This window comes from Pseudomonas sivasensis (genome assembly GCF_013778505.1).
In the GTDB taxonomy this organism is placed as follows: domain Bacteria; phylum Pseudomonadota; class Gammaproteobacteria; order Pseudomonadales; family Pseudomonadaceae; genus Aquipseudomonas; species Aquipseudomonas sivasensis.
In genome coordinates this window covers 38,344-62,772 of sequence record NZ_JAAOWU010000016.1, presented here as the reverse complement: position 1 = coordinate 62,772, position 24,429 = coordinate 38,344, and the positions used below count along the sequence as shown (strand labels likewise).

At 60.0% G+C, this 24,429-nt stretch carries 22 protein-coding genes and 1 tRNA gene; 5 read left to right on the top strand and 18 right to left on the bottom strand.

From position 1 onward, the window contains the following. The first annotated feature begins 149 nt into the window (after positions 1-149). Both desA and G9Q84_RS22615 read left to right on the top strand, forming a co-directional pair. Entirely contained in the window at positions 150-1,334 is a 1,185-nt protein-coding gene (gene desA / locus G9Q84_RS22620; RefSeq protein WP_181644126.1) for a delta-9 fatty acid desaturase DesA, read from the top strand. Positions 1,335-1,522: 188 nt separating this feature from the next. Continuing rightward, on the top strand, positions 1,523-2,524 hold the full coding sequence (locus G9Q84_RS22615) for a sensor domain-containing diguanylate cyclase (RefSeq protein ID WP_032884871.1): 1,002 nt from the start codon (positions 1,523-1,525) through the stop codon (positions 2,522-2,524). Positions 2,525-2,589: 65 nt separating this feature from the next. Here G9Q84_RS22615 and G9Q84_RS22610 read toward each other — a convergent pair whose 3' ends face one another. The 3 genes from G9Q84_RS22610 to gabD all read right to left on the bottom strand — a co-directional run bounded on the left by G9Q84_RS22610 (position 2,590) and on the right by gabD (position 6,841). After that, on the bottom strand, positions 2,590-3,798 hold the full coding sequence (locus G9Q84_RS22610) for an HDOD domain-containing protein (protein WP_181644125.1): 1,209 nt from the start codon (positions 3,796-3,798) through the stop codon (positions 2,590-2,592). A 139-nt stretch (positions 3,799-3,937) separates the two neighbouring features. Beyond that, entirely contained in the window at positions 3,938-5,215 is a 1,278-nt protein-coding gene (gene gabT / locus G9Q84_RS22605) for a 4-aminobutyrate--2-oxoglutarate transaminase (RefSeq protein WP_032884867.1), read from the bottom strand. A 183-nt stretch (positions 5,216-5,398) separates the two neighbouring features. Further along, positions 5,399-6,841 carry an NADP-dependent succinate-semialdehyde dehydrogenase gene (gene gabD, locus G9Q84_RS22600; RefSeq protein ID WP_095186318.1) on the bottom strand — a complete coding sequence of 481 codons (1,443 nt, stop codon included), beginning with the start codon at positions 6,839-6,841 and terminating at the stop codon, positions 5,399-5,401. A 358-nt stretch (positions 6,842-7,199) separates the two neighbouring features. Between gabD and G9Q84_RS22595 the strand changes: the two genes are divergently transcribed. Then, positions 7,200-7,276: transfer RNA gene (locus G9Q84_RS22595), tRNA-Arg, on the top strand. A gap of 49 nt (positions 7,277-7,325) precedes the next feature. On the opposite strand, the gene G9Q84_RS22590 is transcribed toward G9Q84_RS22595, so the two are convergent. The 7 genes from G9Q84_RS22590 to G9Q84_RS22560 form a co-directional block, all read right to left on the bottom strand. Further along, the gene (locus G9Q84_RS22590) at positions 7,326-7,925 is read right to left on the bottom strand and encodes a hypothetical protein (protein WP_181644124.1); all 600 of its coding nucleotides are present in this window, start codon (positions 7,923-7,925) and stop codon (positions 7,326-7,328) included. After that, on the bottom strand, positions 7,922-8,494 hold the full coding sequence (locus G9Q84_RS22585; RefSeq protein WP_032884859.1) for an RNA polymerase sigma factor: 573 nt from the start codon (positions 8,492-8,494) through the stop codon (positions 7,922-7,924). The genes G9Q84_RS22590 and G9Q84_RS22585 overlap by 4 nt, the downstream gene beginning before the upstream one ends. Positions 8,495-8,646: 152 nt before the next feature. Beyond that, positions 8,647-10,269, bottom strand: a complete 1,623-nt coding sequence (locus tag G9Q84_RS22580) for a vWA domain-containing protein (RefSeq protein WP_181644123.1) — start codon at positions 10,267-10,269, stop codon at positions 8,647-8,649. Positions 10,270-10,484: 215 nt separating this feature from the next. Further along, on the bottom strand, positions 10,485-11,135 hold the full coding sequence (locus G9Q84_RS22575; protein ID WP_032884857.1) for a DUF799 domain-containing protein: 651 nt from the start codon (positions 11,133-11,135) through the stop codon (positions 10,485-10,487). Beyond that, positions 11,132-11,494: a DUF4810 domain-containing protein gene (locus G9Q84_RS22570; protein WP_032884856.1), complete on the bottom strand. Its 363-nt coding sequence runs from the start codon at positions 11,492-11,494 to the stop codon at positions 11,132-11,134. The genes G9Q84_RS22575 and G9Q84_RS22570 overlap by 4 nt, the downstream gene beginning before the upstream one ends. A gap of 29 nt (positions 11,495-11,523) precedes the next feature. Then, the gene (locus G9Q84_RS22565; protein ID WP_032884854.1) at positions 11,524-12,204 is read right to left on the bottom strand and encodes a CsgG/HfaB family protein; all 681 of its coding nucleotides are present in this window, start codon (positions 12,202-12,204) and stop codon (positions 11,524-11,526) included. A gap of 39 nt (positions 12,205-12,243) precedes the next feature. After that, on the bottom strand, positions 12,244-12,825 hold the full coding sequence (locus G9Q84_RS22560; RefSeq protein ID WP_032884853.1) for a hypothetical protein: 582 nt from the start codon (positions 12,823-12,825) through the stop codon (positions 12,244-12,246). Positions 12,826-12,998: 173 nt separating this feature from the next. Here G9Q84_RS22560 and G9Q84_RS22555 point away from each other — a divergent pair, with 173 nt between their 5' ends. Then, entirely contained in the window at positions 12,999-13,610 is a 612-nt protein-coding gene (locus G9Q84_RS22555; protein WP_095186321.1) for a hypothetical protein, read from the top strand. A 16-nt stretch (positions 13,611-13,626) separates the two neighbouring features. Beyond that, a complete protein-coding gene (locus G9Q84_RS22550) occupies positions 13,627-14,214 on the top strand; it encodes a lipoprotein (protein WP_032884850.1) in 588 nt (195 codons plus the stop codon). Between the two features lie 612 nt (positions 14,215-14,826). On the opposite strand, the gene G9Q84_RS22545 is transcribed toward G9Q84_RS22550, so the two are convergent. From G9Q84_RS22545 to pgaB, 8 genes are all read right to left on the bottom strand, one after another. Beyond that, the gene (locus G9Q84_RS22545; protein WP_181644122.1) at positions 14,827-17,412 is read right to left on the bottom strand and encodes an autotransporter family protein; all 2,586 of its coding nucleotides are present in this window, start codon (positions 17,410-17,412) and stop codon (positions 14,827-14,829) included. A gap of 525 nt (positions 17,413-17,937) precedes the next feature. Next, a complete protein-coding gene (locus G9Q84_RS22540) occupies positions 17,938-18,519 on the bottom strand; it encodes a hypothetical protein (RefSeq protein WP_095186323.1) in 582 nt (193 codons plus the stop codon). Between the two features lie 25 nt (positions 18,520-18,544). Then, on the bottom strand, positions 18,545-18,970 hold the full coding sequence (locus G9Q84_RS22535) for a hypothetical protein (RefSeq protein WP_122753750.1): 426 nt from the start codon (positions 18,968-18,970) through the stop codon (positions 18,545-18,547). Positions 18,971-19,144: 174 nt separating this feature from the next. Continuing rightward, positions 19,145-19,363: a hypothetical protein gene (locus tag G9Q84_RS22530; RefSeq protein WP_032884847.1), complete on the bottom strand. Its 219-nt coding sequence runs from the start codon at positions 19,361-19,363 to the stop codon at positions 19,145-19,147. Between the two features lie 54 nt (positions 19,364-19,417). Further along, the gene (locus G9Q84_RS22525; protein WP_032884845.1) at positions 19,418-19,897 is read right to left on the bottom strand and encodes a hypothetical protein; all 480 of its coding nucleotides are present in this window, start codon (positions 19,895-19,897) and stop codon (positions 19,418-19,420) included. 698 nt (positions 19,898-20,595) lie between these two features. Next, positions 20,596-21,078 carry a poly-beta-1,6-N-acetyl-D-glucosamine biosynthesis protein PgaD gene (pgaD, locus tag G9Q84_RS22520; protein WP_032884843.1) on the bottom strand — a complete coding sequence of 161 codons (483 nt, stop codon included), beginning with the start codon at positions 21,076-21,078 and terminating at the stop codon, positions 20,596-20,598. 2 nt (positions 21,079-21,080) lie between these two features. After that, on the bottom strand, positions 21,081-22,421 hold the full coding sequence (gene pgaC, locus G9Q84_RS22515) for a poly-beta-1,6-N-acetyl-D-glucosamine synthase (protein WP_032884842.1): 1,341 nt from the start codon (positions 22,419-22,421) through the stop codon (positions 21,081-21,083). Between the two features lie 2 nt (positions 22,422-22,423). Then, positions 22,424-24,421, bottom strand: coding sequence for a poly-beta-1,6-N-acetyl-D-glucosamine N-deacetylase PgaB (gene pgaB, locus G9Q84_RS22510; RefSeq protein ID WP_181644121.1), 1,998 nt, complete (start codon positions 24,419-24,421; stop codon positions 22,424-22,426). Positions 24,422-24,429: the final 8 nt, after the last annotated feature.

The window sequence follows — 24,429 nt, the reverse complement described above, 5'->3', positions numbered from 1 at the left end:
CTAAAAAAACAGAATCGTCCTACAACGCGCCGAGATTATAGATTAGGAAACACCTTGTAAGTCTTATCTGAAACGGTGACTGGTTTTATCCTTAAAGCCAGTGATAATGCGGGTGCTATTTTTTTCTTTATCAGAGGGCCAAACAGCCTATGTGGTACAACGGTTTTCTTGACCTGTCAGCCTGGCAACTGGTTGCAGTCACTCTGTTGATGACCCACGTGACCATTGTTGGGGTCACGGTTTATCTGCACCGCTATTCAGCCCATCGCTCCCTGGAGCTCAATGCCGGCCTGAAACACTTCTTCCGCTTCTGGCTGTGGCTGACCACGGCGCAGAACACCCGCGAGTGGACCGCTATCCACCGCAAGCACCACGCCAAGTGCGAAACCGTCGACGACCCGCACAGCCCTGTGATCAAGGGCCTGTCCACGGTGCTGCGCAAAGGTGCCGAGCTGTACCGCGCCGAGGCCGAAAACCCCGAAACCCTGCGCATCTACGGCAAGAACTGCCCGGATGACTGGATCGAACGCAAGATTTACACCCCCTACCCGCTGCTGGGCGTGGCGATCATGGGCGTAATCGACCTCCTGCTGTTCGGCACCATCGGCATCACCATCTGGGCGATCCAGATGATGTGGATCCCGTTCTGGGCCGCCGGCGTAATCAACGGCCTGGGCCATGCCGTGGGCTATCGCAACTTCGAATGCCGTGACGCGGCGACCAACCTGGTGCCGTGGGGCATCATCGTCGGCGGCGAAGAGCTGCATAACAATCACCACACCTATCCCAACTCGGCCAAGCTGTCGGTTAAGAAGTGGGAGTTCGACCTGGGCTGGGCGTGGATCAAGCTGTTCAGTTTCCTGCGCTTGGCCAAGGTCCAGCGTGTGGCGCCGATTGCTCATCGCGTCGAGGGCAAAGGCCATCTGGACATGGACACTGCCATGGCGATCCTCAACAACCGCTTCCAGATCATGGCCCAGTACCGCAAGTTGGTGATCGGCCCGCTGGTCAAGCAGGAGCTGGAAAAGGTCGATCACTCGGTGCGCCACCAGTTCCACCGGGCCAAACGCCTGCTGTCGCGGGAAACCAGCCTGCTGGATGACCGCCACCACCTACGCATCCAAAGCATGTTGGAACACAGCCAGGCCTTGAAAGTGATCTACGAAAAGCGCCTGGCATTGCAGCAGATCTGGCTCAAGACCAGCACCAACGGCCACGATATGCTCGCCGCCATTAAGGAATGGGTGCACGAGGCCGAGGCCAGCGGCATCCAGTCCCTGCGGGATTTCGCCCACCAATTGAAGACCTATTCGCTGCGTCCTGCGGTAGTTTGACAAAGCCGTGGGAGGGCTTGCCCTCCCACGCATCCTCTTTTTGGCGTCATTTTCCGGGCACCGCCAATCGGCACCGTTCACGGAACTTCATCGCATTTACCCTCTCTCAATGAACACTTCGCCATCATGGTGGCCCCTTGTTGTGACCGCTGCTAAATCCTGCGGCGCGCCCAGAGAGAGTTGTGCCGATGGTTCACGAAATGCCCTTTCCTACCGACATCGCTACCGCTGACCCCCCGCGTCCGGCTGCGGCAGCGACCCTGCTGGCACTGGTGCATGCCCAGGGCGAAGTCGAGCGGTTGAGCGAGCGCGAGCAATTGCTGAGCTCACTGCTGGTCAGTGTGAATGCCGTGCTCTGGGCCATCGATTGGGAGACCCGCCGCGTGCTCTACGTGAGCCCGGCCTACGAGCGGATATTCGGCCGTTCGACCGGCCTGTTACTGGCCGATCATCGGGAATGGCGCAACAGCATTCACCCCGAAGACCTCGACTACGCCGAACACAGCCTGGCCCGCGTGCTGGAACAGGGCGCCGTGGAAGATCGCGAATACCGCATTATCACCGCCGACGGTCAGATCCGCTGGCTGAGCGACAAGTGCTACATCAACCAGCAGGCTGAGCCCGGCGAGCCGCTGATCGTCGTGGGTATGGCCGAAGACATCACTGACAAGAAGCAGCTGGAACTGGAGCTGCACCGTCTCGCCACCACCGACGTTCTGACTCAGAGCAGCAACCGCCGACACTTCTTCGAATGCGCCAACCAGGCCTTCGACACCGCCTGTGCCCAAGGCGCGCAACTGGCCTTCCTGTTGCTGGACATTGATGATTTCAAGGACGTCAACGACACCTATGGCCACCTGGAAGGCGACCAGGTGCTGCGGCGTATCGCCGAGAGTGGTCGTGGCGTATTACGCCGTGGTGATCTGTTCGGGCGCATTGGCGGCGAAGAATTTGCGGCCGTACTGCCGGGTTGCGCGCCGGAGATGGCCTTGCAAGTGGCTGAGCGCCTGGGCAAGGAAATCCAAGAGCTGAGTTTCAGCTACGAAGGCCAAGCGTTCGGCGTGACCATCAGCCAGGGCCTGGCCAGCCTCACTGAAGAAGACTCGACTCTGGACAGCCTGTTCGCCCGGGCCGATGCCGCCATGTATGAGGCGAAGCGCCAGGGCAAGAACCGCGTAATTGCGGGTTAGGCTCATCCCCTACTCTATGCAACAGCAGAGATGACCTGTGGGAGGGGCTTGAATGTCATCACCCTCTAGGCCTTGCGCACCCGCGTCAGCTCAGACAAACCGATCTTGAGCAAGCGCGCGGTTTTGCTCACGGCCAGCTCTTCCAGACCTTCATGTTCGGTCAGTCGTGCCATCTGCGCCGCCAGGTTCACCACCAGCGCATCCCGGGCATACACCCCGCCCTCCAGTGAATAAATCGCGGCGATCAGCTGGCGCAACTCCAGCGGCAAGCGCCAGCGCGCCCGCAACGCCGAACCAAAGGCGGCGCCGAAGGTGTAAAGGGACTCACCAATTGCTTCGTCATCCAACGCCCCACCGCCCTGGCGCCAGTCTTCCAGGCAGCGCAGCAATGCCAAATCACCCAGCCGATGCAGAATGCCGGCGGCGTAGCAGCGCTCGTGATCCAGCTCCAACATGCGCGCCAGGCGACCGGCAAAGTCGGCGGTGTCCTGGGACACCTGCCAATGACGCTCGGCGTAGGCCTCCAAGCCCGGCTCGCCCAGCACCACATTGTGCTTGAGAGCCAGGCCGAGGATCAGGTTCATGCTTTGCCCAGCGCCGAGCTTATGCAAGGCCGACGGTAGCGTCTGCACCGGCTTGCCGTGATGGCCGGCGCTGTTGGCGGCAGCGACCAGCACGGCGGTGATCTGCGGGTCCATGCGCACGAGGTCTTCCAGGCGTTTGAGGTCCAGGCCATCAGGCCCGAGGCTGGCTTGTACGGCAGCTTTCACATCGACCCGCAACGGCGCGCCATCAGACGCTTCGCGACGACGCTCCAGGAACACGGGCAACGTCATGCCGGGCGCCAGCGGCGGAATTTCGCAGTACACGTTTTCGCCTTCATTAAGCAGCAGATCCTGCAGGCGCTGGGTCAGGCTTTCCATGTTCAGGGGTTTGGTGAGGTACGCCGTGGGCGCCAGGGGCAAGGCTTCACGCACGCTGGCGCTGTCATTGCGACTGCTCAGCAAAATAAACGGTAACGCGGGCGAGCGGCGTTGCTGGCGGACATTGCGCAGCAGGCTCAGGCCGTCGATGCCCGGTAGCTCCCAATCCGCCAGGATCAGGTCGTAGCCCTTTTCGCGCAGCAACGTAGCCGCGTGCTGCCCATCGGCACACACATCCAGCCGCGCGTCGCAACGCACATTCAACAGCACTTGCTTGAGCAGATCCCGCGACCAGGGATCCGCCTCGGCAATCAACACGCGGGGTACAGCCGGTAAATCAACAGCAGTCATCCAGCACGCTCCATCGGCAATGCTGCAACCTTAGACAACGCAAGCCCATACGTACAATGAACAAGGCCTGAATACGCGGCAACGGGCACAAAAAACCCCGCCGAAGCGGGTTTTTTCTGTCGCAGAGGTCAGCTTGCGCTTACAGCTCCGAGAAGCACTCTTCGATGATCGCCAAGCCTTTGTCCAACTGCTCGTCCGGCGAGGTCAGCGGGACCAGGACGCGCAACACGTTGCCGTAAGTGCCGCAGGACAGCAGGATCAGACCCTTGTCGCGCGCCTTGGCTACTACAGAGGCAACGGCCGCTGCGTTTGGCTTGTGGCTGTCGCCGTCTTCGAACAGCTCGACCGCGATCATTGCGCCCAGGGCACGCACTTCACCGATCACCGGGTACTTGGCCTGGATAGCTTTCAGACCGGTCACCAGACGCTCGCCCACTGCTTTGCAGCGGTCCAGCAGGTGCTCTTCTTCGAACACTTCCATCACCGCCAGCGCAGCGGCGCACGCGATCGGGCTACCGGCGTAGGTGCCGCCCAGGCCGCCTGGAGCGATGGCGTCCATGTATTCAGCCTTGCCGCACACACCGGCCAGCGGGAAGCCGCCAGCGATGGATTTGGCGAAGGTGGTCAGGTCGGCGGCAACGCCCATCTGTTCCATGGCAAAGAAGGTACCGGTACGGCCGGCACCGGTTTGCACTTCGTCAGCGATCAGCAGGATGCCGTGCTTGTCGCACAGCTCGCGCAGGCGCTTCATGAACGATTTAGGCGCGACGTAGAAACCGCCTTCGCCCTGCACCGGCTCAATGATGATGGCTGCGATGTCACGCGGCTCGGCATCGTTCTTGAAGATGCGTTCGATGCTGGCGATGGAATCGTCGTCGCTCACACCGTGCAGCTCGTTCGGGTACAGCGCGCGGAACACGCCGCCTGGCATCAGGCCCATGCCGGCCGAGTAAGGCACGACTTTGCCGGTGAGGCCCAGGGTCATCATGGTACGGCCGTGGTAAGCACCGGTGAAAGCGATCACGCCAGCACGGCCCGTGGCGGCACGGGCGATTTTCACGGCGTTTTCAACGGCTTCGGAACCGGTGGTGACCAGTAGGGTTTTCTTGACGAAATCACCTGGCACCTTGGCGTTGATCTTTTCGCACACTTCTACGTACGGCTCGTAAGCCAGTACCTGGAAGCAGGTGTGGGTCAACTTGTTCAGTTGCTCGGTCACGGCGGCGATGATTTTCGGGTGCACGTGGCCGGTGTTCAGCACGGCGATACCGCCGGCGAAGTCGATGAACTCGCGACCTTCAACGTCGGTCACGGTGGCGTTCTTCGCCGACTCAGCGAAGATCGGGTGAATCTGGCCAACACCGCGTGGTACAGCGGCTTCGCGGCGTTTCATCAGGGATGCGTTGGTCTTGCTCATAAAGTCCTCATTCGCCACTCATCGGGTGGCGTGGTCCAAGGAATACGTGGCGGGGAAGCAACTACGGCAGCATGCGATGATCGACTGCCACAGCTTTCCCGGCCACTACGAATAACGGTGTGAAACACGCAAAGGGTCAGCGCTCTCGTGCCCTTTGCGTTTACTGCAATGCCAAACCTGGGCCTAGATGCCCAGGCAGAGGTATTTGATTTCCAGGTAATCCTCGATCCCGTACTTGGAGCCTTCACGGCCCAGGCCCGAGGCCTTGATGCCGCCGAACGGCGCCACTTCGTTGGAGATCAACCCGGTGTTGACGCCGACCATGCCGTATTCCAGGGCTTCAGCCACGCGGAACACACGGCCCAGGTCGCGGGCGTAGAAGTAGGAAGCCAGGCCGAACTCGGTGTCGTTGGACATCGCGATCACTTCGGCTTCGTCCTTGAAACGGAACAGCGGCGCCAGCGGGCCGAAGGTTTCTTCCTTGGCGACAGCGGCGTTTTTCGGCACGTCGACCAGGATGGTCGGCTCGAAGAAGTTGCCTTCCATCACCTTGCCACCGGCCAACAACTTGGCGCCTTTGCTCAGGGCATCCGCGATGTGCTCCTGAACCTTGGCCACGGCTTTTTCGTCGATCAGCGGGCCGGTGGTGGTGCCGTCTTCCAGACCGTTGCCGATCTTCAATTTGGCCACCGCCACTTTCAGTTTTTCGGCGAACGCGTCGTAGACCGAGTCCTGGATGTACAAGCGGTTGGCGCAGACGCAGGTCTGACCGTTGTTGCGGTACTTGGAGATGATCGCGCCTTCGACGGCCTTATCCAGGTCCGCGTCGTCGAACACGATAAACGGCGCGTTGCCGCCCAGTTCCAGGGAGACTTTCTTGATGTCCTTGGCGCATTCAGCCATCAGTTGACGACCGATTTCGGTCGAGCCGGTGAAGGACAATTTACGCACGATCGGGTTGCTGGTCAGCTCGCCGCCGATGTCACCAGCGCTGCCGGTGACCACGCTCAACACACCTTTCGGGATACCGGCACGGTGGGCCAGCTCAACCAGAGCCAGGGCCGAGAACGGGGTTTGCGACGCAGGCTTGATCACCATGGTGCAACCGGCGGCCAGGGCCGGGCCGGCTTTACGGGTGATCATCGCGGCAGGGAAGTTCCAAGGAGTGATAGCTGCGGTCACGCCGATTGGCTGCTTGATCACGATCAGGCGCTTGTCGGGCTGGTGGCCGGGGATCACGTCGCCATAGATGCGCTTGGCTTCTTCGGCGAACCACTCAATAAAGGACGCGGCGTAGACGATTTCGCCCTTGGCTTCGGCCAGCGGCTTACCTTGTTCGAGAGTCATCAGGCGACCGAGGTCGTCCTGGTTTTCAATCAGCAGTTCGAACCAACGGCGCAGCTTGTTGGCGCGCTCCTTGGCGGTCAGCGCACGCCAGGCCGGCAGGGCCTTGTCGGCGGCTTCGATGGCACGGCGGGTTTCCGCGGCGCCCATCTTTGGCACGGTACCGAGAATCTCGCCCGTGGCAGGGTTGTTGACCTTGATGGTTTGACCATTGTCCGCATCGACCCAAGCGCCATCGATAAAGGCTTGCTGGCGGAACAACTGGGTATCTTTAAGCTGCATGTCGGCTTTCCTTAACAGCACCGCGCGCACGCGGAGCGAATTAGAGTTGTTGAAAGGCGCCTTGTGGGCTGCCGTCAGGGAAATCAGCCCCTGCACGCGAGAAAGATGAATGCGCACGGGAGACAGAGCGTTTGAAATCTCAAACGAATCCTAGGATCAATGGGGGTACAGGGCAATAGTCTGTTCGAAAAAAAGAACGAAAATGGCGCATTAGCCAGAACTTTCAGATCAGCGCGCTCCCACCGCGTTCCCCCACCTTGACCAACGGCCCCCGACTTAGGGCCTTTTCCTACCGGTCTAGCGCCAAACACCAGCATGGACGCCCAAGGACGACATGGGTATGATGTCGCCCGCACAAGCATCCGTAGCTCAGCTGGATAGAGTACTGCCCTCCGAAGGCAGGGGTCGTGGGTTCGAATCCCGCCGGGTGCACCAGATACAGATAAAAAGCCCCAGGTCGAAAGACCTGGGGCTTTTTTGTGGGTCAATGCTTGTGCAACGCCTCCAGCCGCGCTGGCAGGTTTTCCTCGGGGAAGCGCGCGTGCAGCGCCAGCAGTTTTTCATCCGCGGCTTTGCTTTCACCCGCTTCACGCAAGCGCACAATCGCCTGCAACTCCTCCTCCAATGACGGCAGCGCGAGCGGCGCGCGCTTGCTCAGCTTTGCCGCGGACTGATCTGCCAGCGCTCCGGCGATCTCAGCCTGAACCGGTGCACTTTCAACCTTGGGCGCGGCGGCGATGCGAGCCATCGGTGCAGGGGCGGACAACGCTTGCGGCGTAGGGCGGGCGGCTTCTTCGTGCAAGGCGGAGAAGGTCGCTGTGGATATCTCGGCTTGCGGCACCGGTGAGCGCATGACCACGCCGATCATCAGCGCCAAGCCGGCCACGGTGGCGAATGCCATTTGCCAGCGCGGGCGTTGGCAGGCGTGCAGCCAGCGTTGCCACAAGCTCGGTTGCGGCGCCGGGGCTTCGCGGCGGGCGGTGTTGAGGATGAAGGCGTCGAGGGACGCGGGCGGTTCGCCGGGGCTGTGTTGACGAAGGTGCTGGAGCAGCTCGTCGTCAGGGGTGTGTCGGGAGTCAGTCATACAGGTACCTCCTCGGCCAGCAGACGACGCAATTTCTGCTGGGCGTAGCGCAAGCGGCTTTTTACGGTTTCCAGCGGCGCGTGGGTGAGCGCGGCGATTTGCGGCACGTCCAAATCGCCGTGCAGGCGTAGCAGGAAGACTTCGCGCTGGTCTTCGGGCAAGGCTTGCAGGGCGGCGTCGAGGCGCGCTTGGTCGCGGCTCAGGCTTAGCTGTTGCTCAGGACCGGCGCTGTCGTCGGGCTGGGCGTGCAGTTGCTCGTCGTAGCTGTCGTGCAACGGGTTATGGATGCCGTGCTTGCGCCAGTAATCGATCAGGCGGTTGCGGGCGATCTGGAACAGCCATGTACGAAAGCTCGCCCGACCTTGTGGCTGGGTGCTGCTGCGGATCAGGCTGAGCCAGGTCTCCTGGTAGATTTCCTCGGCCAGCTCGGCCTTGTTGCTCAGGGACACGAGGAAGCGGTAGAGGCCCTGGCGGTGGCGCGCGTACAAGACTTCGAACGCGGCGGCCTCGCCGGTGCGGTAGCGGGCCAGCAGGGATTCGTCGCTGGGTGGATCATCGGGAACAGCCATGTAGGGGGCAAACTCCTTTTGTAAAGTTAACGCTGTTCAAGTGTGGGAGGGGCTTGCCCCCGATAGCTGTGGGTCAGTCAAAAATGTACTGATTGATCTACCGCCATCGGGGGCAAGCCCCCTCCCACATTTGATCCGTGTCGTGGTTAAGATCAGGGTTTTAGGCTTTGGGCCAATTCCACCAGTTGCACGAATTCATTTCTCAGGCCGAACGGGTCATCGCCTCGCGCCGAGCGGGCGAGTGCGGCGGTGTCCTTCAAGCTCATGTTGCCAGTGTAGCGGCCATCGCCCTTGAGCTGTTGGGCGAAGGCGGCCACCGCCGCCGTGAAACGCAGGTCGTCGCTGGCCTTAGTGGTTTCGTTGCTGATGGGCCGTTCGATCAAGCGGCTATCACCGCCCGCCGCAGGCTTGTAGCGCACGCGCACCATCGCGAGTTCATTGGACTTACCTTCCGCCGCAGGCGCGCTGGCATAACGCAAAGGCTCCAACCAGCCCTTCTCGCCCTTCGGCACAATTTCGTACAGCGCTGTCACGGTATGTCCTGCGCCGATCTCGCCGGCGTCTACCTTATCGTTGTTGAAATCCTCACGCTTCAAGGCGCGGTTTTCATAACCCAGCAGGCGATATTCGCTGACTTGGGCCGGGTTGAATTCCACCTGCAATTTCACATCCCGCGCAACCACTGCCAGGGTTGAACTGAGTTGGTCCACCAGCACCTTGCGGGCTTCGCGCAGGGTGTCGATGTAGGCGTAGTTGCCGTCGCCCGCATCGGCCAGTTGCTCCATCAGGTGTTCGTTGTAGTTATCCACTCCGAAGCCGAGGGTGGTCAGTGAGACACCGCTTTTTCGCTGCTCGGCGGCCATCTGCTTGAGGCTGTCGAAGTCGCTGATGCCCACGTTGAAGTCACCGTCAGTGGCCAGCAGGATGCGGTTGATGCCCTTGTCGATAAAGCCTTCGCGGGCCATCTGGTAGGCCAGTTCGATGCCGGATGCGCCTGCCGTGGAACCGCCGGCGGTGAGTTGATCAATGGCATTGCGGATCTTGGCCTTGTCGCGCCCCGATGTTGGCTTGAGCACCACGCGGGATTCACCGGCATACACCACCAATGAAACTCGGTCCTGATCACGCAACTGGTCCACCAGCAACTTCAGGGTGCTTTGCACCAGCGGCAACCCTTCGCGGCGATCCATGGAGCCGGACACGTCCACCAGAAACACCAGGTTGGCCGGTGCGAGCTCCACCACGGCACGGTCGGACGCCTTGATGCCGATGCGCAGCAGTTGGGTGCGCGGGTTCCATGGGGTGGCGGCAACTTCGGTGGTCACGCCAAACGGTGAGCCGTCGGTGGGGAGTGCGTAGCTGTAGGGGAAGTAGTTGACCATTTCCTCCAATCGCACAGCGCCTTCGGGCGGCAGGCTGCCTTGGTTGAGGAAGCGTCGTACGTTGGCGTAGCTGCCCGTGTCGACATCGACGCTGAAGGTGGACACCGGCGTTTCGGCCACGCGGTGCACCGGGTTGTCCGGCAGGTTGGCGTATTGCTCGCGGGGTTCGCTGCGATAGTCCATCGCTGCTGATTCCTGCATGCGCATTGGGGCGGGCATTGCCATGCGTTTGACCAACGCGCCTTGGACCGGCGCGCTTTGCAGCTCGGCGACGGGGGCCGCCGGTTGGGCCAGCTCAGGCGAAGACGACAGCCCACACCCGGCCAGCGCTACCAGCACGGTAACCGCAAAGCCTTGGGCAGCAGGACGCAGGAAGAGCAGAGGGTAGGACATGGGCTGAGCCTCGTGAGTGAATAATCCGTTCACAAGGTCAGACGCAAGGTGCGGGTGGTTCGGGTTAAACCTGATTCAGAAAACACTGCAGTTCAAGTGTGGGAGGGGGCTTGCCCCCGATGGGGATGGGTCAGTCACCCGATGCAGTGATTGACACTAAGCCATCGGAGGCAAGCCCCCTCCCACATTGATCTGAGGCGCGTTCAGAATCGAGGTCAGTCCGTGCCGTACTTCGGGTTACGCGGGCCGTACAGGATCCCGGCGCGTTGACCCGGCGACAGCAATCGCGCACTGGTGATGCCGGCAATCGGGTGCGCCGCATCGGTGGAGCTGTTGATCACCTGCTTGACCGCTGCCGTAATCAACATGCCCACCAGGCCGCCGCCGTTGTTGTTGCCTTCCTCGCTGGACGCACGTGCGGTGCCGGTCCACAGGGTGGTGCCGGTGCGCAGGTCCACCAGTTTGGCCGAGGCGGTCACGGCAGTGTCGCTGGTGATCAGCATGTACTTGGTGCCGTACTCGCTGACGGTGATGTACAGCGCCGCGTCCGCGCCGAAGATGTCATGCAGCTTGGTCGGCGCCAGGCCTTGGATATCGTTGGCGGTGGTCAGGCCGTTCTGGCGGAAGGTTTCGTCCACCAAAGCGATCGGCAACACGTAGTAACCAGCTTCGGCCAGCGGGTAGGTCACTTGCGAGACCAAGCTGTACGAAGCCTGCACTTCCGGCGATTCGTTGATCGGTGGCAGCACCAGGATCGATTTCGGCCGAGCCTGTTTATACGCCGTGTAATCCACGGTCTTTGGCGTCGCGCAACCGCCGAGCAAAGCCAAGGCCAGCAGGGCGCCAGTGAGTTTCAACAGGCTCATTTGGTGGCCACTCCGGTCTTGGCGTTTTTCAGCAGAAAGTCCATGTAAGCAGCGGACTCGGGGAACAGTGCCTTCTCGGTGCGGAACTCCTGCACCATCTGGTCATCCTTGCCCATGCTCAGGTACAGCATGCCCAGGTGCGCGTGGTAACCCGGCGGTGCCTTGCGACCACTGGCGTTGATCTTTTGCAGATCGCGCTCCAGTGCCTCGACCTGCGCCTCCTTGGGCTCGCCCTTGAAGTACTCGTAAACCTGCGGCTGGTAGCTTTCCCATTGATACAGGGGTTGGGGCGCCGTGTGGCACCCGGCGACCGCCGCGATTGCTGTCAGCATCAGCGCCAACTTCACTGCCTTGCTCATCCGTGTACTGCTCCTTGAGGTGTTGCTGATCAGTTGCGCGGGTTCCAGGCGCCGGCGTTGATGCCGTCGACAAGGCGGTTGATCGCTTCGCGCATGGCCAGGTCCAGAACCTTGCCATTGAGGGTGGAGTCGTAGCTGGCGGTGCCGCCGAAGCCGACCACTTCACGGTTGGACAGCGCGTATTCACCGGCGCCCTGGGTGGAATACACCACTTCGGACGTGTTGATGTTGACGATATTCAACGCGACTTTGGCGTAAGCCACTTGGGTCTTGCCACGGCCGAGGATGCCGAACAACTGGCGGTCGCCGGTTTCTTTACGACCGAACTCGGTCACGTCGCCCGTTACAACATAGTCAGCGCCCTTGAGCTTCTGCGCGGTGCCTTTGATCGCAGCTTCCTGGGAGATTTCGCCCATGTTGTCGCGGTCCAGCACGCTGAAGCGATTGGTTTGCTGCAGGTGAGTGATAAGGATGGTCTTGGCCTGACCGCCGAGGCGGTCGACGCCATCGGAGAAGATGCCGCGCATGTAGCTGGAGCGGTTGTCGAACTTACCTACAGCAATCGGCACGCGCACGCCGGAATAGGCGACGTTTGCACTGGCGACTTGCTCTACCGGCAGGGCTCGGTTGCTTTCGGTGGCGCAACCGGCCACGGTCAGCAGCGCTGCGGCGGTGAGGCCTGACAGCAGGATTTTGGAGAGTGCTTTCACGTAGTGCTCCTGGGGTGATAAATCGGGGGGTAGACAGCGTTAGCGAGAAGGAATGGCGCGCAGGTCATCGACGATGTCGCGACTCAAAACGCCGGTATAAAAACGCTCGACGCTGGAGTTACCGGAGTTGGTGATAATGCCGCCCATGGTTCTCCATTTTTGCGCCTCGCCCATTACGCCAGCAGGCACAAGGTTGTTACGCGTCTTGGCAAAATGCAGCACCTCGCCAGCGCCCTTCTTGACCTTGACCTGATAGCTGAAATCGACAGCGGCCAGAATGGTGTTGTCATCAACGATCAACGTCGAGAGGCCGCCTTTTGAGTCCGGGATATGGCGCGTATAGACAATGCTGACATCCAGCAGGTAATCGGCCTTTTCTTTGCTCGGCGCATAACGCTTGGCGCTGAGCAGACGGTCGACCAGATCGACGCCGAGTTGTTGGCGAACCTTGTCATCCGGCAAAAAACGCTCGTTCTTGCCCACGACCTCAACATCAAACGTGTCGAGCCAGTAAGTGGCGTTCTTGGGAATGGTAACCGGCGCCGGGGAGATGTAGTACTCCGGCTTGGAGGCGCAGCCCGCCATCAGGCAGGCAGCAATGAAAATGGCGAACACGCGCATGTATGACTTCTTCCCTGAAAAGTATCGTGCTTTAAACAATCGCGGCATTTTACGGGGTTGAGAGGGCTTCTCAAGTGCTTTTGGTCGCCTGCGTGCGCCGCCGCACATTCCTCAAGTTGTGTAACATCCTGTCGAGACACTGTTTTGTGTTTGTTTATTAATAGGGATATTGCGTGTTTAAAGTTTTCCTTCGGGCTACGGCCCTGATCGCGACGCTGTCGATGACCGGCTGCGTTTCCTACACCGTCACCGGCCCTATCGCCGCCCCGCTCCACCCGGTAGCTGTCAGCAGTCCACGCAGCGCGCAAATCGCTGATGTGGCGGTGAGTGCTGCCGACGTTAACGAGGCCAACAAGGCTGCCATCAGCAGTTCCCTGACGGCCCAGATCAGTCAGTACGTGCGCACTGCGGGTTACTTCAAGCAGGTCACCGAGTATCCGGTACGCCTGGGAGAGCAAGACGTAACGCTCAAATTCAACATGACTTCTCTCAAAGGCCATCGCAGCCCGCACCCGGCGTACGTACCCGGCGCGCTGCTGACGCTGACCATCTGGATCTGGGTCAACGGCCCGATCTACGTCGACAGCTTCGAGGTGGCCGGCGACCTGGTGATCGTCGACCGCAACGGTAAAGAGCTGGCCAAGGCCAAGGATTCGATCAAATTCGAACATAACGTCGGGCTTTACAGCGGCCAATATTGGGCACCTTCGATGGGCGGCCAACAGCTGACCAAACTGGTCGGGCAACTGCTCGATACCGCCACTGCCAACTTGGCCAAGCCATAATTTCAAGGAGCGAAGCATGAAAGGATTGATGAAACACAGCCTGGTACTGGCCGCCGTGTTGTTGACCGGTTGCGTGTCGTATTCACAGCACGAACTGCCAGCCGTGCAACCCTGGCCGCCAACCGCTAACACCCCGGCGCAAAAACCCACGGCGTACGTACACACCACAGCGCAAAACCACGTCAACGGCGGCCCGGGCAACGCTGCGGTCGGCGCCCCGGTGGTGCTGTGGGAAAAGGCCGTGGCCGATTCCTTTCGCGAGTCCAACCGTTTTACGCGGGTGAGCACCGACAAGGTCGACTCGGATATCTACGTGGATGCCACACTGCATAACAACGAAGAGTACAGCCCGGTGTCGGCGTTCATCACTGGCTTTACGTTCTTCATCATTCCGTCCACGGCGAAGAATATTTTCACCTTGGAGACGGTGTTCAAAGACAAGGATGGCAAGGAACTGGGTCGGGTCAAAAAGAGCGAATCGGTGCGCACCTGGATGCATCTGGTGCTGATCGTAGGCATCCCATTCCAGGCCGACACGCGCGAAGTCGTGGAAGCGCTGACGCGCAGTACGCTGGATGAAGCGGTGCAGCGCAAGTTGCTCTGACCTCACCCCACTGAAGCAGGCCCAGTGGGACTTGTTATGTGATGAACAGAAGCTTTTTTGTGGTGATCAGGGGCTTTTTTGTAGTGAGCTGGGGCATTTTTGTGGTGAGCGGGCTTGCCCCGCGCTGGGCTGCGAAGCAGCCCCTGGTACAAACACTGCGTCCTTTCAGACAGAACGCATTGTCTGGCCGTGGGGCCGCTGCGCAGCCCAGCGCGGGGCAAGCCCGCTCACCACAGATCGGTGTTGCAGGCTGCTAACCGGTGCAGCGCAAGTTGCTCTGACCTCACCCCACTGAAACAGGCCCAGTGGGACTTGTTATGTGATGAACAGAAGCTTTTTTCTGGTGAGCTGGGGCTTTTTTGTGGTGAGCGGGCTTGCCCCGCGCTGGGCTGCGAAGCAGCCCCTGGTACAAACACCGCACCCTTTCAGACAGAACGCATTGTCTGGCCGTGGGGCCGCTTCGCAGCCCAGCGCGGGGCAAGCCCGCTCACCACAGATCGGTGTTGCAACCTGCTAACCGGTGCAGCGCAAGTTGCTCTGATCACAACCCAAGCAGGGCTGATCTGTGGTGAACAGCCTCACCACAAATCAGTATTACGGCCAGGCGGTTGCTTAGAACGCGTAGCGTGCTTTGAGCATTACGCCGTCAGCATCAAAACCACTGCGCGCCTGGCGCGTATAGCTGGCGCCCACGCTGAAGTCCGACACCTGATAGTTAACGCCAACACTGGCCTCATAGCTGTCACGCGCTACCGACGCACCGGTCACGGTAAACGCTGAACCACCAGCCACGAAGCTGGAGGTTTGCGCCACGCGATCACCCATCAGGTCGTGATAGGCCATCAAGGTCGCTTCCGGTTGCAGGCTACCAGCGCCCATCGGGAGGTTGCCCGCCAGACGCACACCGGCGCCCAACTCACCCACTTCATAACGCTGCGAACGCGTGCTCAGTGCGGCCGAGGAGCCTTTCTCGTCGTAGCCATCCATGCGCACGTTGGAATAACGCGCAGCCACCCGTGGCTCGATCACCACCGCTTGCGACGGCTTGAAGCTGTAGCCACCGATCACACTGGCCGACAACACATTGCTGTCGTAGCTGCCCTTGGCCGTGGTACCGGCGATATGGCGCTTGCTGTCGTTTTCGTTGTGGCCGTAGCTGAGGCTGCCATCGACAAACCAGTCTTGCAGCGACCAGTTGCCATACAGCGACAGTGCGTGCCCCTCGACGTCGGTCTTGTTGCCCAGGTCCGAATGGATATTCGAATTGAGGTAGCTGTAAGCCACGCCCAGGGTCGTGGTGTCGCTCACACGACTGTCCACACCCACCGCCATGCCGCTGCTGTTGGCCGAGTAGCCGTTGTTGCCGCCGCGACCGTCCTGATCCATGTTGCTGCTTAGGCCCTGCACCCACACACCGCCGGCTTTTTTGGCTTCACGCTGCTCGGTGAGGCGGTTGAAGATCGCGCCGTTGACCACGGTCTGCCCGGACAAGGCGATGTCCAACGCGCCACGGTTGACGTCCGGCGCGAGCTGGTCACCAACCCGAGCCAGTTGGTCGGCGGTGCCGGCGTTGGCCAGCGCCTGGAAGACTGCATCGTCTGCGCTGAGACGGCTCAGGACACCGTTCTTGAAGGTATTGACCGCCGTTGCCGACGCACGGCTCGCGCCCACGCCGGAGAGGTCTGTCTCAACTTGCTGGTCAGCCTTGACCGCTACCACGGCCTTGACCGTCTGCGCATCGGACGAGTAGCTGAGCACATTCAGCAACGCAGAAGAGCTGCCCACGGACAGGCCGTTGTCTTGCACGCTGGTGGCTTGCAACAGGGTGTATTGCGTGCCGTCGTTGGTGCTGGCGAAGTCGCCAGGGTTAGCGCTCACAGTCAGCTTCGACGCCTGGGCGAAATTGGCGGCACCGTTGACGGTCAGGTACGGCGTGGTCGGCACGACGCTGTCGGACAGATGCATATCGATGCCCGCGCCGCTGGCGACGTTGAGGTTGCCGGTGATGGCGGTGCCGGGCGCCGACAGGTTCAGCGACCCTGAGTTGACCGACACCGGTGCGATGATGCGGTTGCCGGTAAACCCAGCCTGGCCGTCGATATTCACCGCGCTCAGGTTGAGTACATCGCCAATGATGTCGCCACCGGTCCAGTTCAGGGTTGCCAGGTTGCGCGCATCGATGGCCGTGCCGGCGTTGCTGCGGATTTCGCCGGCTTGCTGGTTGATCTCGAACGATGACGTTTGATCGGGGCCGACCAGAATCGCCGTGCCATCGGCGATGACCGTGCCACGGTTGACGATGCCGCGCGAACCACTCGCGCTGTTCTGGGCGAAGGTGGCCTCCAGGAACTCAAAGGCATTGGCATTGGTGCCCTTGGCCTCAAGCGTGCCGGTGTTGAGGATGTAATCGATGGTGCCGTTATAAAAAAATATGCCTTTGGCGTCATTGCCGTTGGCAGAAATCAAACCGCTGTTTTCGATACGCAGCGGGCTGGTATCCGTTTCCACTTCGATGCCCCAAGCGCCTTCACCCGTGGCCTTGATAGTGCCGGAGTTGAGGATCTTGCCGCCGATGGTGGTGGGGGTGAAGTTGTCGCGATCCAGCACGATACCGATCGCGCCTTCGCCGGCCATGTCGATCAGACCAGTGTTGGACACATCGCCGCCGATGGTGGTGCCGTGCAGGTAAATGCCCTCGCCCCCACCGATATAGAACGGCGGCGGTGCAGGCGCCGACGGTGCCGTCGAAATGATCGTGCCGGAGTTGATCACGCTGCCGCCAATGTTGGTCTTGCCGATTTCCAGGCCTTCGTCGCCACCGTTGTTCATCAGGATGTTACCGGCCTGCACCACGTCACCGGTGACAGAGCCCGGGTTGAGGTTGGGCGGGCCAGTCCAGTACATCGGGTCCAGAGCAAAGCCCCGCACGGTGTAGCCGTCGGCATTCAGCGTGATGTCAGCGCGGTTGATCAACGAACCCTGGATATGGGTATCGGCGACACCCAGCCCGGCTGGGGGCGCACTGGTCGGTGTGGTCACTTGGGTGGTTTGCCCGGTGAGGATCAGCGACTCGTTGTAGGTCTCGCTGACAAACTGGGTCTTGCCCGCGCCAAGGTCCACTTCCACCGCGAGCACTTGCGTGCTGATGGCGCCGACCATGATTGCCAACAGACTTTTCTGGAACTGCTTACGCTTCATTTCAAACTCCATGAACTACAGGTCAAAGCCGCCAACAGGCCCGGCGGCAGTAGGTGTATCGAGTGAGGGATCAACGGATCCAGAGGCATGCCCTCGGCACGTTTGCGTAATACGCGCGCGCAGCCATTCGCACCGCACAAGGCAGTGGCGAAGAAGGGAATAGGGGGAAAAAGGCTCACATCAATCCTTAATGTTTTTGAAAACGCTGCAGTCCATGCAGCCCGACCGCGTGCGGGTGGGCGCGGTAAAGACCTTCAAATGTACGAAAAGGTTCAGGATTGTGTCGGAAAGTTGTGTAGTCGATCACAATGCGGCGGTGTTTGCGGGGAGCGGGATTCCACTGGGCGGGGGCTTATCGTCCGGCCGTCGTCCAAATGGCCACCGGGTTTGGCGACGATTGAGTGAACCGCCCATCTGCTGGCGATTCTGCTGCGCAACGGCTTTGATCGGTTGGATGCGATCAGTCCAGGCTCAATGCCAACCCGGCCTGAGTTAAATCAGGCGGCCGTGGTGCCGCCCATCCCATCATTGCCCACGACACACGTTGTAGGCCCGGTTCTCAGCGACCTCTTCCATATGCTTGCCGACGATTGAGTTGAGCACCAACAGGCGTTCCGACTTCCCCGTCGGTCGGTAGGCAGGTCCCTGAGCATCACTGTGCAGGCTGAAACCGCTGGCGGCCAGCGCCTTGACCAGTTGCGTGCGCTTGAGCACATCGCCGTTGCCACGAAAGTCGCTGACGGTAAGAAACACGATGCGGTCTTTCTGCAACAGCCAGATCGGCCGATCACTGGTCTGGCTTTCGAAGATGTAGGCACAGTCCACAACGGCAGCGGGAAAACTGGCCTGGCGAACATAACGCCCACTCTCATACCCCACCAGCGTCACCAGCCCAGGTTGCACCACGGCGATTGCATCCTTTGTCTGGCCGCCCTCCTGAACGCCGTAGTTGGTATAAGCCCAGCGCAACCTTGTGAACTCAGCGGGCGTCGCCTCCAGCGCCAGGTCGGCACGGATCCGCGCCTGATCTTCCGCACCCCGGTAAGGCAGGCCCTGGCAGCCCGCGAGCGCCGTCAGGCAAAGGAGGATAAAAGCTCTGTACAGCATCTGAAATGTCCTTGTTTGTTGATTGTCAGCCACAGGATTTACCGCCATCAAAACGGTCCGCGAGGCTGAGCACCTGGGCCAGATTGCCGGGCTGGATCATGATGGTATTAGCGTCCAGCAATGCGCGCTCAGGCTCAATCCAAAGCGTGCCGACCAAATAGGCGGCCGCTGCTGCGAGCACCACCACCCCAGCAATCCGACTGACCATAAATCGCAGCGTTGCCCGCGGCGTGCGAGGCTGCTCAAACACAAACGCGAACAACAGCCCGATGGCGCACCACAAAACACCGGCCGCCGCCGAGCCCAACATTGACGCACGCCTATCGAAGTAGACCCAGACCAGCATGAACGCAGTGGCACTGACGGCCATTACCAGCAGGCACAACCCCTGCGCGACTCGACAGCCGATACTCAACGTGCGCGCCAGTGGTGTCGGAATACGGGGATTCATTGATCATCCTTGAAGAGAGAAAATAACTCAGCGCGCCGATTATCCGGGTTGTCGAGGCCAGTCGTCCTGCACGTTATAGCGACACACTAGTTTAAATTAAAAAAGCAGTTTCACTTAATAGCTCACCGATCAGAGTTACACCCTAACCAAGAGGTCTCTTCTATTACAGGAACACTAACGGACATTAAAAAACCAAAGCACGAAACCTAAAGCAAATCCAGCCACGGCCATTTGCAGATAGAAAAATACATGCGCCTCCAAGAGGCTAATAATATCCTCACCACCACTCAGCCAATAACCCGCTATCTGAAAAAATGCACACATAGACACTAGCGCTAACGCCGAGGCGCAAGGCAGATAAACGGCTACCCACCAGGGTTCATTTTTTCTCATGGCCACTCCTTGCTATGTAAATACGCTGTCTCCTTTCAACTTTATGCAGAGACGCTAAGTACGACGACACTTCCATACAATTGCATAAGGCAACTCATCATCCAGCGAGTCTAGCGACCGAAAATGATACACCACTGAGGCGCTCTCCAAGCTTTTATGAATAAAGGCGCCATCAGACATTATTCGATAAGAAGCATGCTCCATGACGTCACCCATCGCCGTCAATGCTTGTTTTATTTGACTATAGGTCGCCCCTGCCCGCTCAGGTATTAGCACTTCTGGTGGATAACCGAGAGCCATATCATCACTTTCAACTTCTCTGAAACAGGCTCGCCGAAACGCACCCTGACTGGCAGCCCAGTAAAACGAGAGCACCCTCAGCGTGTCCTGTCCGTTCTCATTAATCACATCGGCCAGACAGTATTGAGTGTCTGAAATGCTGTAGACACCCTCATCAATGAGTGAACGGGAGCCCTCGGGTATATCAAGGACATCATCCTGTTTGAATCTAAGCAAGCGAGGCCATTGGATCATCACCGTGACTTCCTGATTTATTTGATAAATTCGTGGTTCCCTGTCAACTAGCAGGGCAATGGGAAAACCACAGGGATCAGACCACTATTAATGTAACCGTGGTCTGACCCCTATTTCAAGGGCAGGGAAACTAACATCAAACTTTGACCAACCAAAGAATCCGAGCTAGTTGGACATTCGCGCTACTTGAAGCCCCAACACATTAATTGATAACAATAAATAATTATCAAAAAGTTTGGCGACCTGAGACCGAATCTATTAATCCGACAGGCGGCAGCTGTTTTGATATCGATTCGTCGGAGAACTTAGAAGCTGCCACTAGTTGGCCGCCAAGTTATTGCGCAGTAAATTAGTAATGGGAAATGCAGAAAAGTTCGCGGGGTGGGCCTGGGAACTGGATCGCAATAATCACTATTGGCAGGATGAAACAGCCGCCGATGAGGGAGCGTCAGCTAATAAATCTGTAACTGACCCACCACTACCGGGGCATGGATATAGACGCAAATATTAAAGGCTGCCACACGACTCTGTGGTGAGCGGGCTTGCCCCGCGCCGGGCTGCGAAGCAGCCCCATTAAGACCGGCGCGTTTACTCAGTAAAACGGCGGTGGCAGGTTTTGGGGCGGCTTCGCAGCCCAGCGCGGGGCAAGTCCGTTCACTTCAGAGTTATGGGTCGGCCTTTAGGCGTTGTTTAGCGCACTAGCTGGCGTCTTTGTTCTGGACAGCGCCAGGTACCAAGGTCAATCCAGGTTTCTCCACGTCACGAGAGACATGGGATTTCACTTCCGACACGCCGCCCTCTTCGTCGTTATGAATCACCAGCACGCCTGGCCGGCGCAGTTGCTCCAGGTCGCCTTCTGCCAGGCTGAAGCTTTCGCTCAGGCTCTTGTCGCTGAGGGCCTTGGCCTGGGCGCGACGCTGGGCGAACTTGCGCCCTTTGCGCTGCTGGTAGCGTGCCCAACTGACCAGGATCACGGCGTTGAACAATGCGATCCAGAGGTAGATCTGCAAGGTGTTGAGCGCCGCAAAAATCGGTGCGTCAATGCGCGGGCCGCCGTGGGTATCCAGCATCGAGGTAATCCCTCGCGCCAGCAGCCAAACCAATCCGGCCCAGGCCATCAGGGTCAACACCACGTCGATGATCCACATGACGGTACTTTGGCGAGTTCTGACCAGTTTCATGATCACGCCTCCTCTTCAACAGGTTTGATGCCACGGTCCGGGCTGACCCAGCGCGCGCGCTTCTGGTGCTGGTTGAACAGCACCTTGGGGAAACTCACCAGGGTGGTGAACAGACTGACCAGCCAGAACACCATCGGGTACCACACGGTCCAGAACAGGGTTTTCCACAGGTCTTTCTCGTAGCGGCGGTCGATCAGGATGCTCACGGCAAATTGCAGCAGGCATACCATCGCCAACACCAGGCCGGTAAACGCGGGCGGCATCAGTGAGTCCACCGCGATCGCCTGGGGCAGCGGCGTGAATTTGCCCACGCCCCAAAAGATGACCGACAGCATGAAGGTGAACGCCCAACCGGTGGACAGGCAGTATTCGAACAACAGCGGCCACAGGTAGCGGTGACGCCATTGCCAGATGCCACGGATGTTTTTGAACAGTACTTCGGCGCCACCCTGGGCCCAGCGCAGCCGTTGTTTCCACAGGCCGCCGACGGTTTCGGGCATCAGAATCCAGCACAGCGCGCGGGGCTCGTAGAAGATGCTCCAGTGGTCGAGTTGCAGCTTCCAACTGACGTCGATGTCCTCGGTGATCATGTCGGTGGACCAGTAGTCGATGCGGTCCAGCGCCTTTTTACGAAACGCCACCACCACACCCGACACGGTGAAGATCCGACCAAACACTCGTTGCGTGCGCTTGATCAAGCCAATGATCGACGAGAACTCGCCCACCTGCACGCGGCCGATCAAGGTCGAGCGTGTGCGGATACGAGGGTTGCCGGTCACGGCACCCAGGCGCGGGTTGTCGAGCATCGGCGCGACCATATAAGCCGCCGCGTTTTTATCGAGCAATGCATCACCGTCGATGCACACCAGGTATTCACTGCGCGCCGCCACGGCACCCATGCGCAAGGCCACGGCCTTGCCCTGGTTCTGCGCCAGGTGCAGCACCCGCAGGCGTGGATGCTCCAGCGCCAGGGCGTCGAGCACTGCGGCGGTGTTGTCTTTGGAACCGTCGTTGACCGCGATCACTTCGATGTTCGGGTACATCTGACCGAGGGCCGCATGAATGGTGTCGGCGGCGTTATCACCCTCGTTGTAGCAAGGGATGATGATCGAGATCAGCGGGTTGCCGGCCAGGGTCGGCGCCGGGGTGTCTTCTTCCCAGGGCCAGTGGCGCTCCCAGTGCAGCCAGAAGTACAAGCCGCCGGAGATCCACAGCGCCGACATGAACAGCGGGTAGAAAAACACAAAGTCCATCAGGAACTGCCCGGTGACCAGGAAGATCAGTCCCAGGGGCACGCCTAATACCAGTGCCAGCACGAATAAAGCCAGGATTCTGTCGAACATGGTCAAGGGTTCCATTGGTTGGAAAGGGCCGGACACACAGTCTTCAGGTCCGGGGAGTTTTCCAGGAAATTGTCCGGGTAGTAGCCAAAACTCGTGACACCCTGGCGCTTGAGTACACCCATCCATTCAGCCATTTGCTCGGCGGACAGGTCGGGGGCTGCTGGGGTGCGCCAGTCTTTGGCTTGCAGTTCGAATACCGTTCGCTGCATCGCACCGGGGCGGGCTTTGACCGTCGCCACCAGTTTCTCCAGCCAGGCGTTGGAGTTCTTCAGCGTCTCCCCTTCCATCAGCGGCATGGCCATGGGCGCGGTCCAGTCGTAGGTCTGGAGGAAATCGTCGAGGTTCTGCGCGAACCAGGCTTCGCTTTCTGGGTTGAGCATCGGCTGCGCGAAGATGTTGCGCGCGGTCAGCACCTGCGGCCCAGAGATAGCGCGGACCTTGGCGGTCAGCTCCTTGGTGAAGTCGATCAGGTAGCGGCTCTTGAAGCGCGTCCAGCGCTGCATCACCGCAGGGTCGGCGCGCAGTGCCTCGATGCTGCCCGGCAGGCCGTTGGCAGCATAGGCCTTGAGCGCGGCGGGGCTGGCGTCTTCGAAGTCCGAGAACACCGCATCGTCGTGGTACAGCACACCGTCGATGGCACTGTTGCGCGCCAGGTCTTCATAGATCTCGCCAATGATTTTGCGCACTTGCGGGTCGAACGGCGACAGGCGTTTGTATTGATCCGGGTCGATGCCCACTTTGCCGGTTTCCGGGTCCCAGCGCGTCACACGCGGCAGCTTGGGATCAAGGGCGAAACTCAGCACTGGCATCCAGGCATACACGCTGGCATGGGCACGGGTGTGCAGTTGCCAGGCGACACGGTTGAACAGGTCGGCGCGCACTGGCAGGTGGCGGTTGGGGAAGTACAGCGAGCGGACCAGGCCGTCACCCTTGGGGTCGGCGAAGGCTTGCAGGAACACCGTGCCGGCGCCCATGTCCACCACGCGCTGCACCAACTGGTCGAGGTTGCGCGCCTGTTGGGCCGGGTCCGGGTCGTAGACGTTATCCAGGTCCACATGCAACACCCGCAGCGGTGCCGGGGTTTGCACGGCGACGATGCTGTTGGCGAAATGCTCGCCGTCCGGGTCGGAGGCCACCAGAAAGCGCGGGCTGTTCATCAGGTCATCGGAGCTGTCGAGGCCATCTTCCAAGGTCAGGGCCATTTGGTAGCCCTGCTCACCAACGATGGCCAGCGAGGTGCCTTTGGCGGCGCCATACGGCCATACCCAGACCCGTGGTTTCTTGCCGGTCACGGTTTGGATCTTGTTGGAGATCGCGACCACATCCGCACGCAACCGCGCATCGAACTGGGCCTGGCTTTCATAACGACCGGTGGCCGGGTCATAACGCAGGGAAGTCGCAGCTGGCTCCAGGTTGCCCTGGGGGTTGGCCAGGATGCCTTTGTGATTGGCATCGGTGTGCGCGGCGATTTCCACCAGGCCGGACTGGGACACTTCGCGAATCTGCTGCCAGGTCAGGAACTCACCACGCGGCCGGGGTGAACCGGCAAAATCCACCGGCTGGTTGAGCGGTGTGTCGATCCAGCTGCCCACCGGCGCCAGCAACGCCGGCCAGTGGTAGGCGCGCAGAATCGGCAGCACGCGGGTGTAGAAGCTCGAATAGCCGTCGTCGAAGCTGAGCATGATTGCTTTGGGCGGCAATGCCGGGCCGCCATGGCGGGCGGCCAGGATCTGGTCAACGCTGACCGCCTGGTAGCCGTTCTCGCGCAACCAAGCCAACTGCTCGATCAAACGCTCGGTACGCACCGCCACCACGGCCTGGTCAGGATCACGATCCGACACATCGTGGTAGGCAATGCCCAGGAAGTGGTTTTTCGGCCACGCCTGTTCGTTGAGCGGTGTCGGCCGCTCGGCGGGTGGAGTGAAAGGTGCGGGTTGCTGGGCGCAGGCACTGGCCAGCAATACGCCCAGAACCAACAAGCAACGGCTGAGGAAGGTCATGGTCAGGC

Excerpts from the sequence above, each read along its gene's own strand:
- G9Q84_RS22580 (WP_181644123.1), bottom strand. The coding sequence starts at position 10,269 with ATGTCCTACCCTCTGCTCTTCCTGCGTCCTGCTGCCCAAGGCTTTGCG.
- G9Q84_RS22570 (WP_032884856.1), bottom strand. The coding sequence starts at position 11,494 with ATGAGCAAGGCAGTGAAGTTGGCGCTGATGCTGACAGCAATCGCGGCG.
- desA (WP_181644126.1), top strand. The coding sequence starts at position 150 with ATGTGGTACAACGGTTTTCTTGACCTGTCAGCCTGGCAACTGGTTGCA.
- G9Q84_RS22560 (WP_032884853.1), bottom strand. The coding sequence starts at position 12,825 with ATGCGCGTGTTCGCCATTTTCATTGCTGCCTGCCTGATGGCGGGCTGC.
- pgaC (WP_032884842.1), bottom strand. The coding sequence starts at position 22,421 with ATGTTCGACAGAATCCTGGCTTTATTCGTGCTGGCACTGGTATTAGGC.
- gabD (WP_095186318.1), bottom strand. The coding sequence starts at position 6,841 with ATGCAGCTTAAAGATACCCAGTTGTTCCGCCAGCAAGCCTTTATCGAT.
- G9Q84_RS22545 (WP_181644122.1), bottom strand. The coding sequence starts at position 17,412 with ATGAAGCGTAAGCAGTTCCAGAAAAGTCTGTTGGCAATCATGGTCGGC.
- gabT (WP_032884867.1), bottom strand. The coding sequence starts at position 5,215 with ATGAGCAAGACCAACGCATCCCTGATGAAACGCCGCGAAGCCGCTGTA.
- G9Q84_RS22535 (WP_122753750.1), bottom strand. The coding sequence starts at position 18,970 with ATGAATCCCCGTATTCCGACACCACTGGCGCGCACGTTGAGTATCGGC.
- G9Q84_RS22585 (WP_032884859.1), bottom strand. The coding sequence starts at position 8,494 with ATGGCTGTTCCCGATGATCCACCCAGCGACGAATCCCTGCTGGCCCGC.
- G9Q84_RS22540 (WP_095186323.1), bottom strand. The coding sequence starts at position 18,519 with ATGCTGTACAGAGCTTTTATCCTCCTTTGCCTGACGGCGCTCGCGGGC.
- G9Q84_RS22575 (WP_032884857.1), bottom strand. The coding sequence starts at position 11,135 with ATGAGCCTGTTGAAACTCACTGGCGCCCTGCTGGCCTTGGCTTTGCTC.
- pgaD (WP_032884843.1), bottom strand. The coding sequence starts at position 21,078 with ATGAAACTGGTCAGAACTCGCCAAAGTACCGTCATGTGGATCATCGAC.
- G9Q84_RS22610 (WP_181644125.1), bottom strand. The coding sequence starts at position 3,798 with ATGACTGCTGTTGATTTACCGGCTGTACCCCGCGTGTTGATTGCCGAG.
- G9Q84_RS22525 (WP_032884845.1), bottom strand. The coding sequence starts at position 19,897 with ATGATCCAATGGCCTCGCTTGCTTAGATTCAAACAGGATGATGTCCTT.
- G9Q84_RS22550 (WP_032884850.1), top strand. The coding sequence starts at position 13,627 with ATGAAAGGATTGATGAAACACAGCCTGGTACTGGCCGCCGTGTTGTTG.
- G9Q84_RS22530 (WP_032884847.1), bottom strand. The coding sequence starts at position 19,363 with ATGAGAAAAAATGAACCCTGGTGGGTAGCCGTTTATCTGCCTTGCGCC.
- G9Q84_RS22590 (WP_181644124.1), bottom strand. The coding sequence starts at position 7,925 with ATGACTGACTCCCGACACACCCCTGACGACGAGCTGCTCCAGCACCTT.
- G9Q84_RS22615 (WP_032884871.1), top strand. The coding sequence starts at position 1,523 with ATGGTTCACGAAATGCCCTTTCCTACCGACATCGCTACCGCTGACCCC.
- pgaB (WP_181644121.1), bottom strand. The coding sequence starts at position 24,421 with ATGACCTTCCTCAGCCGTTGCTTGTTGGTTCTGGGCGTATTGCTGGCC.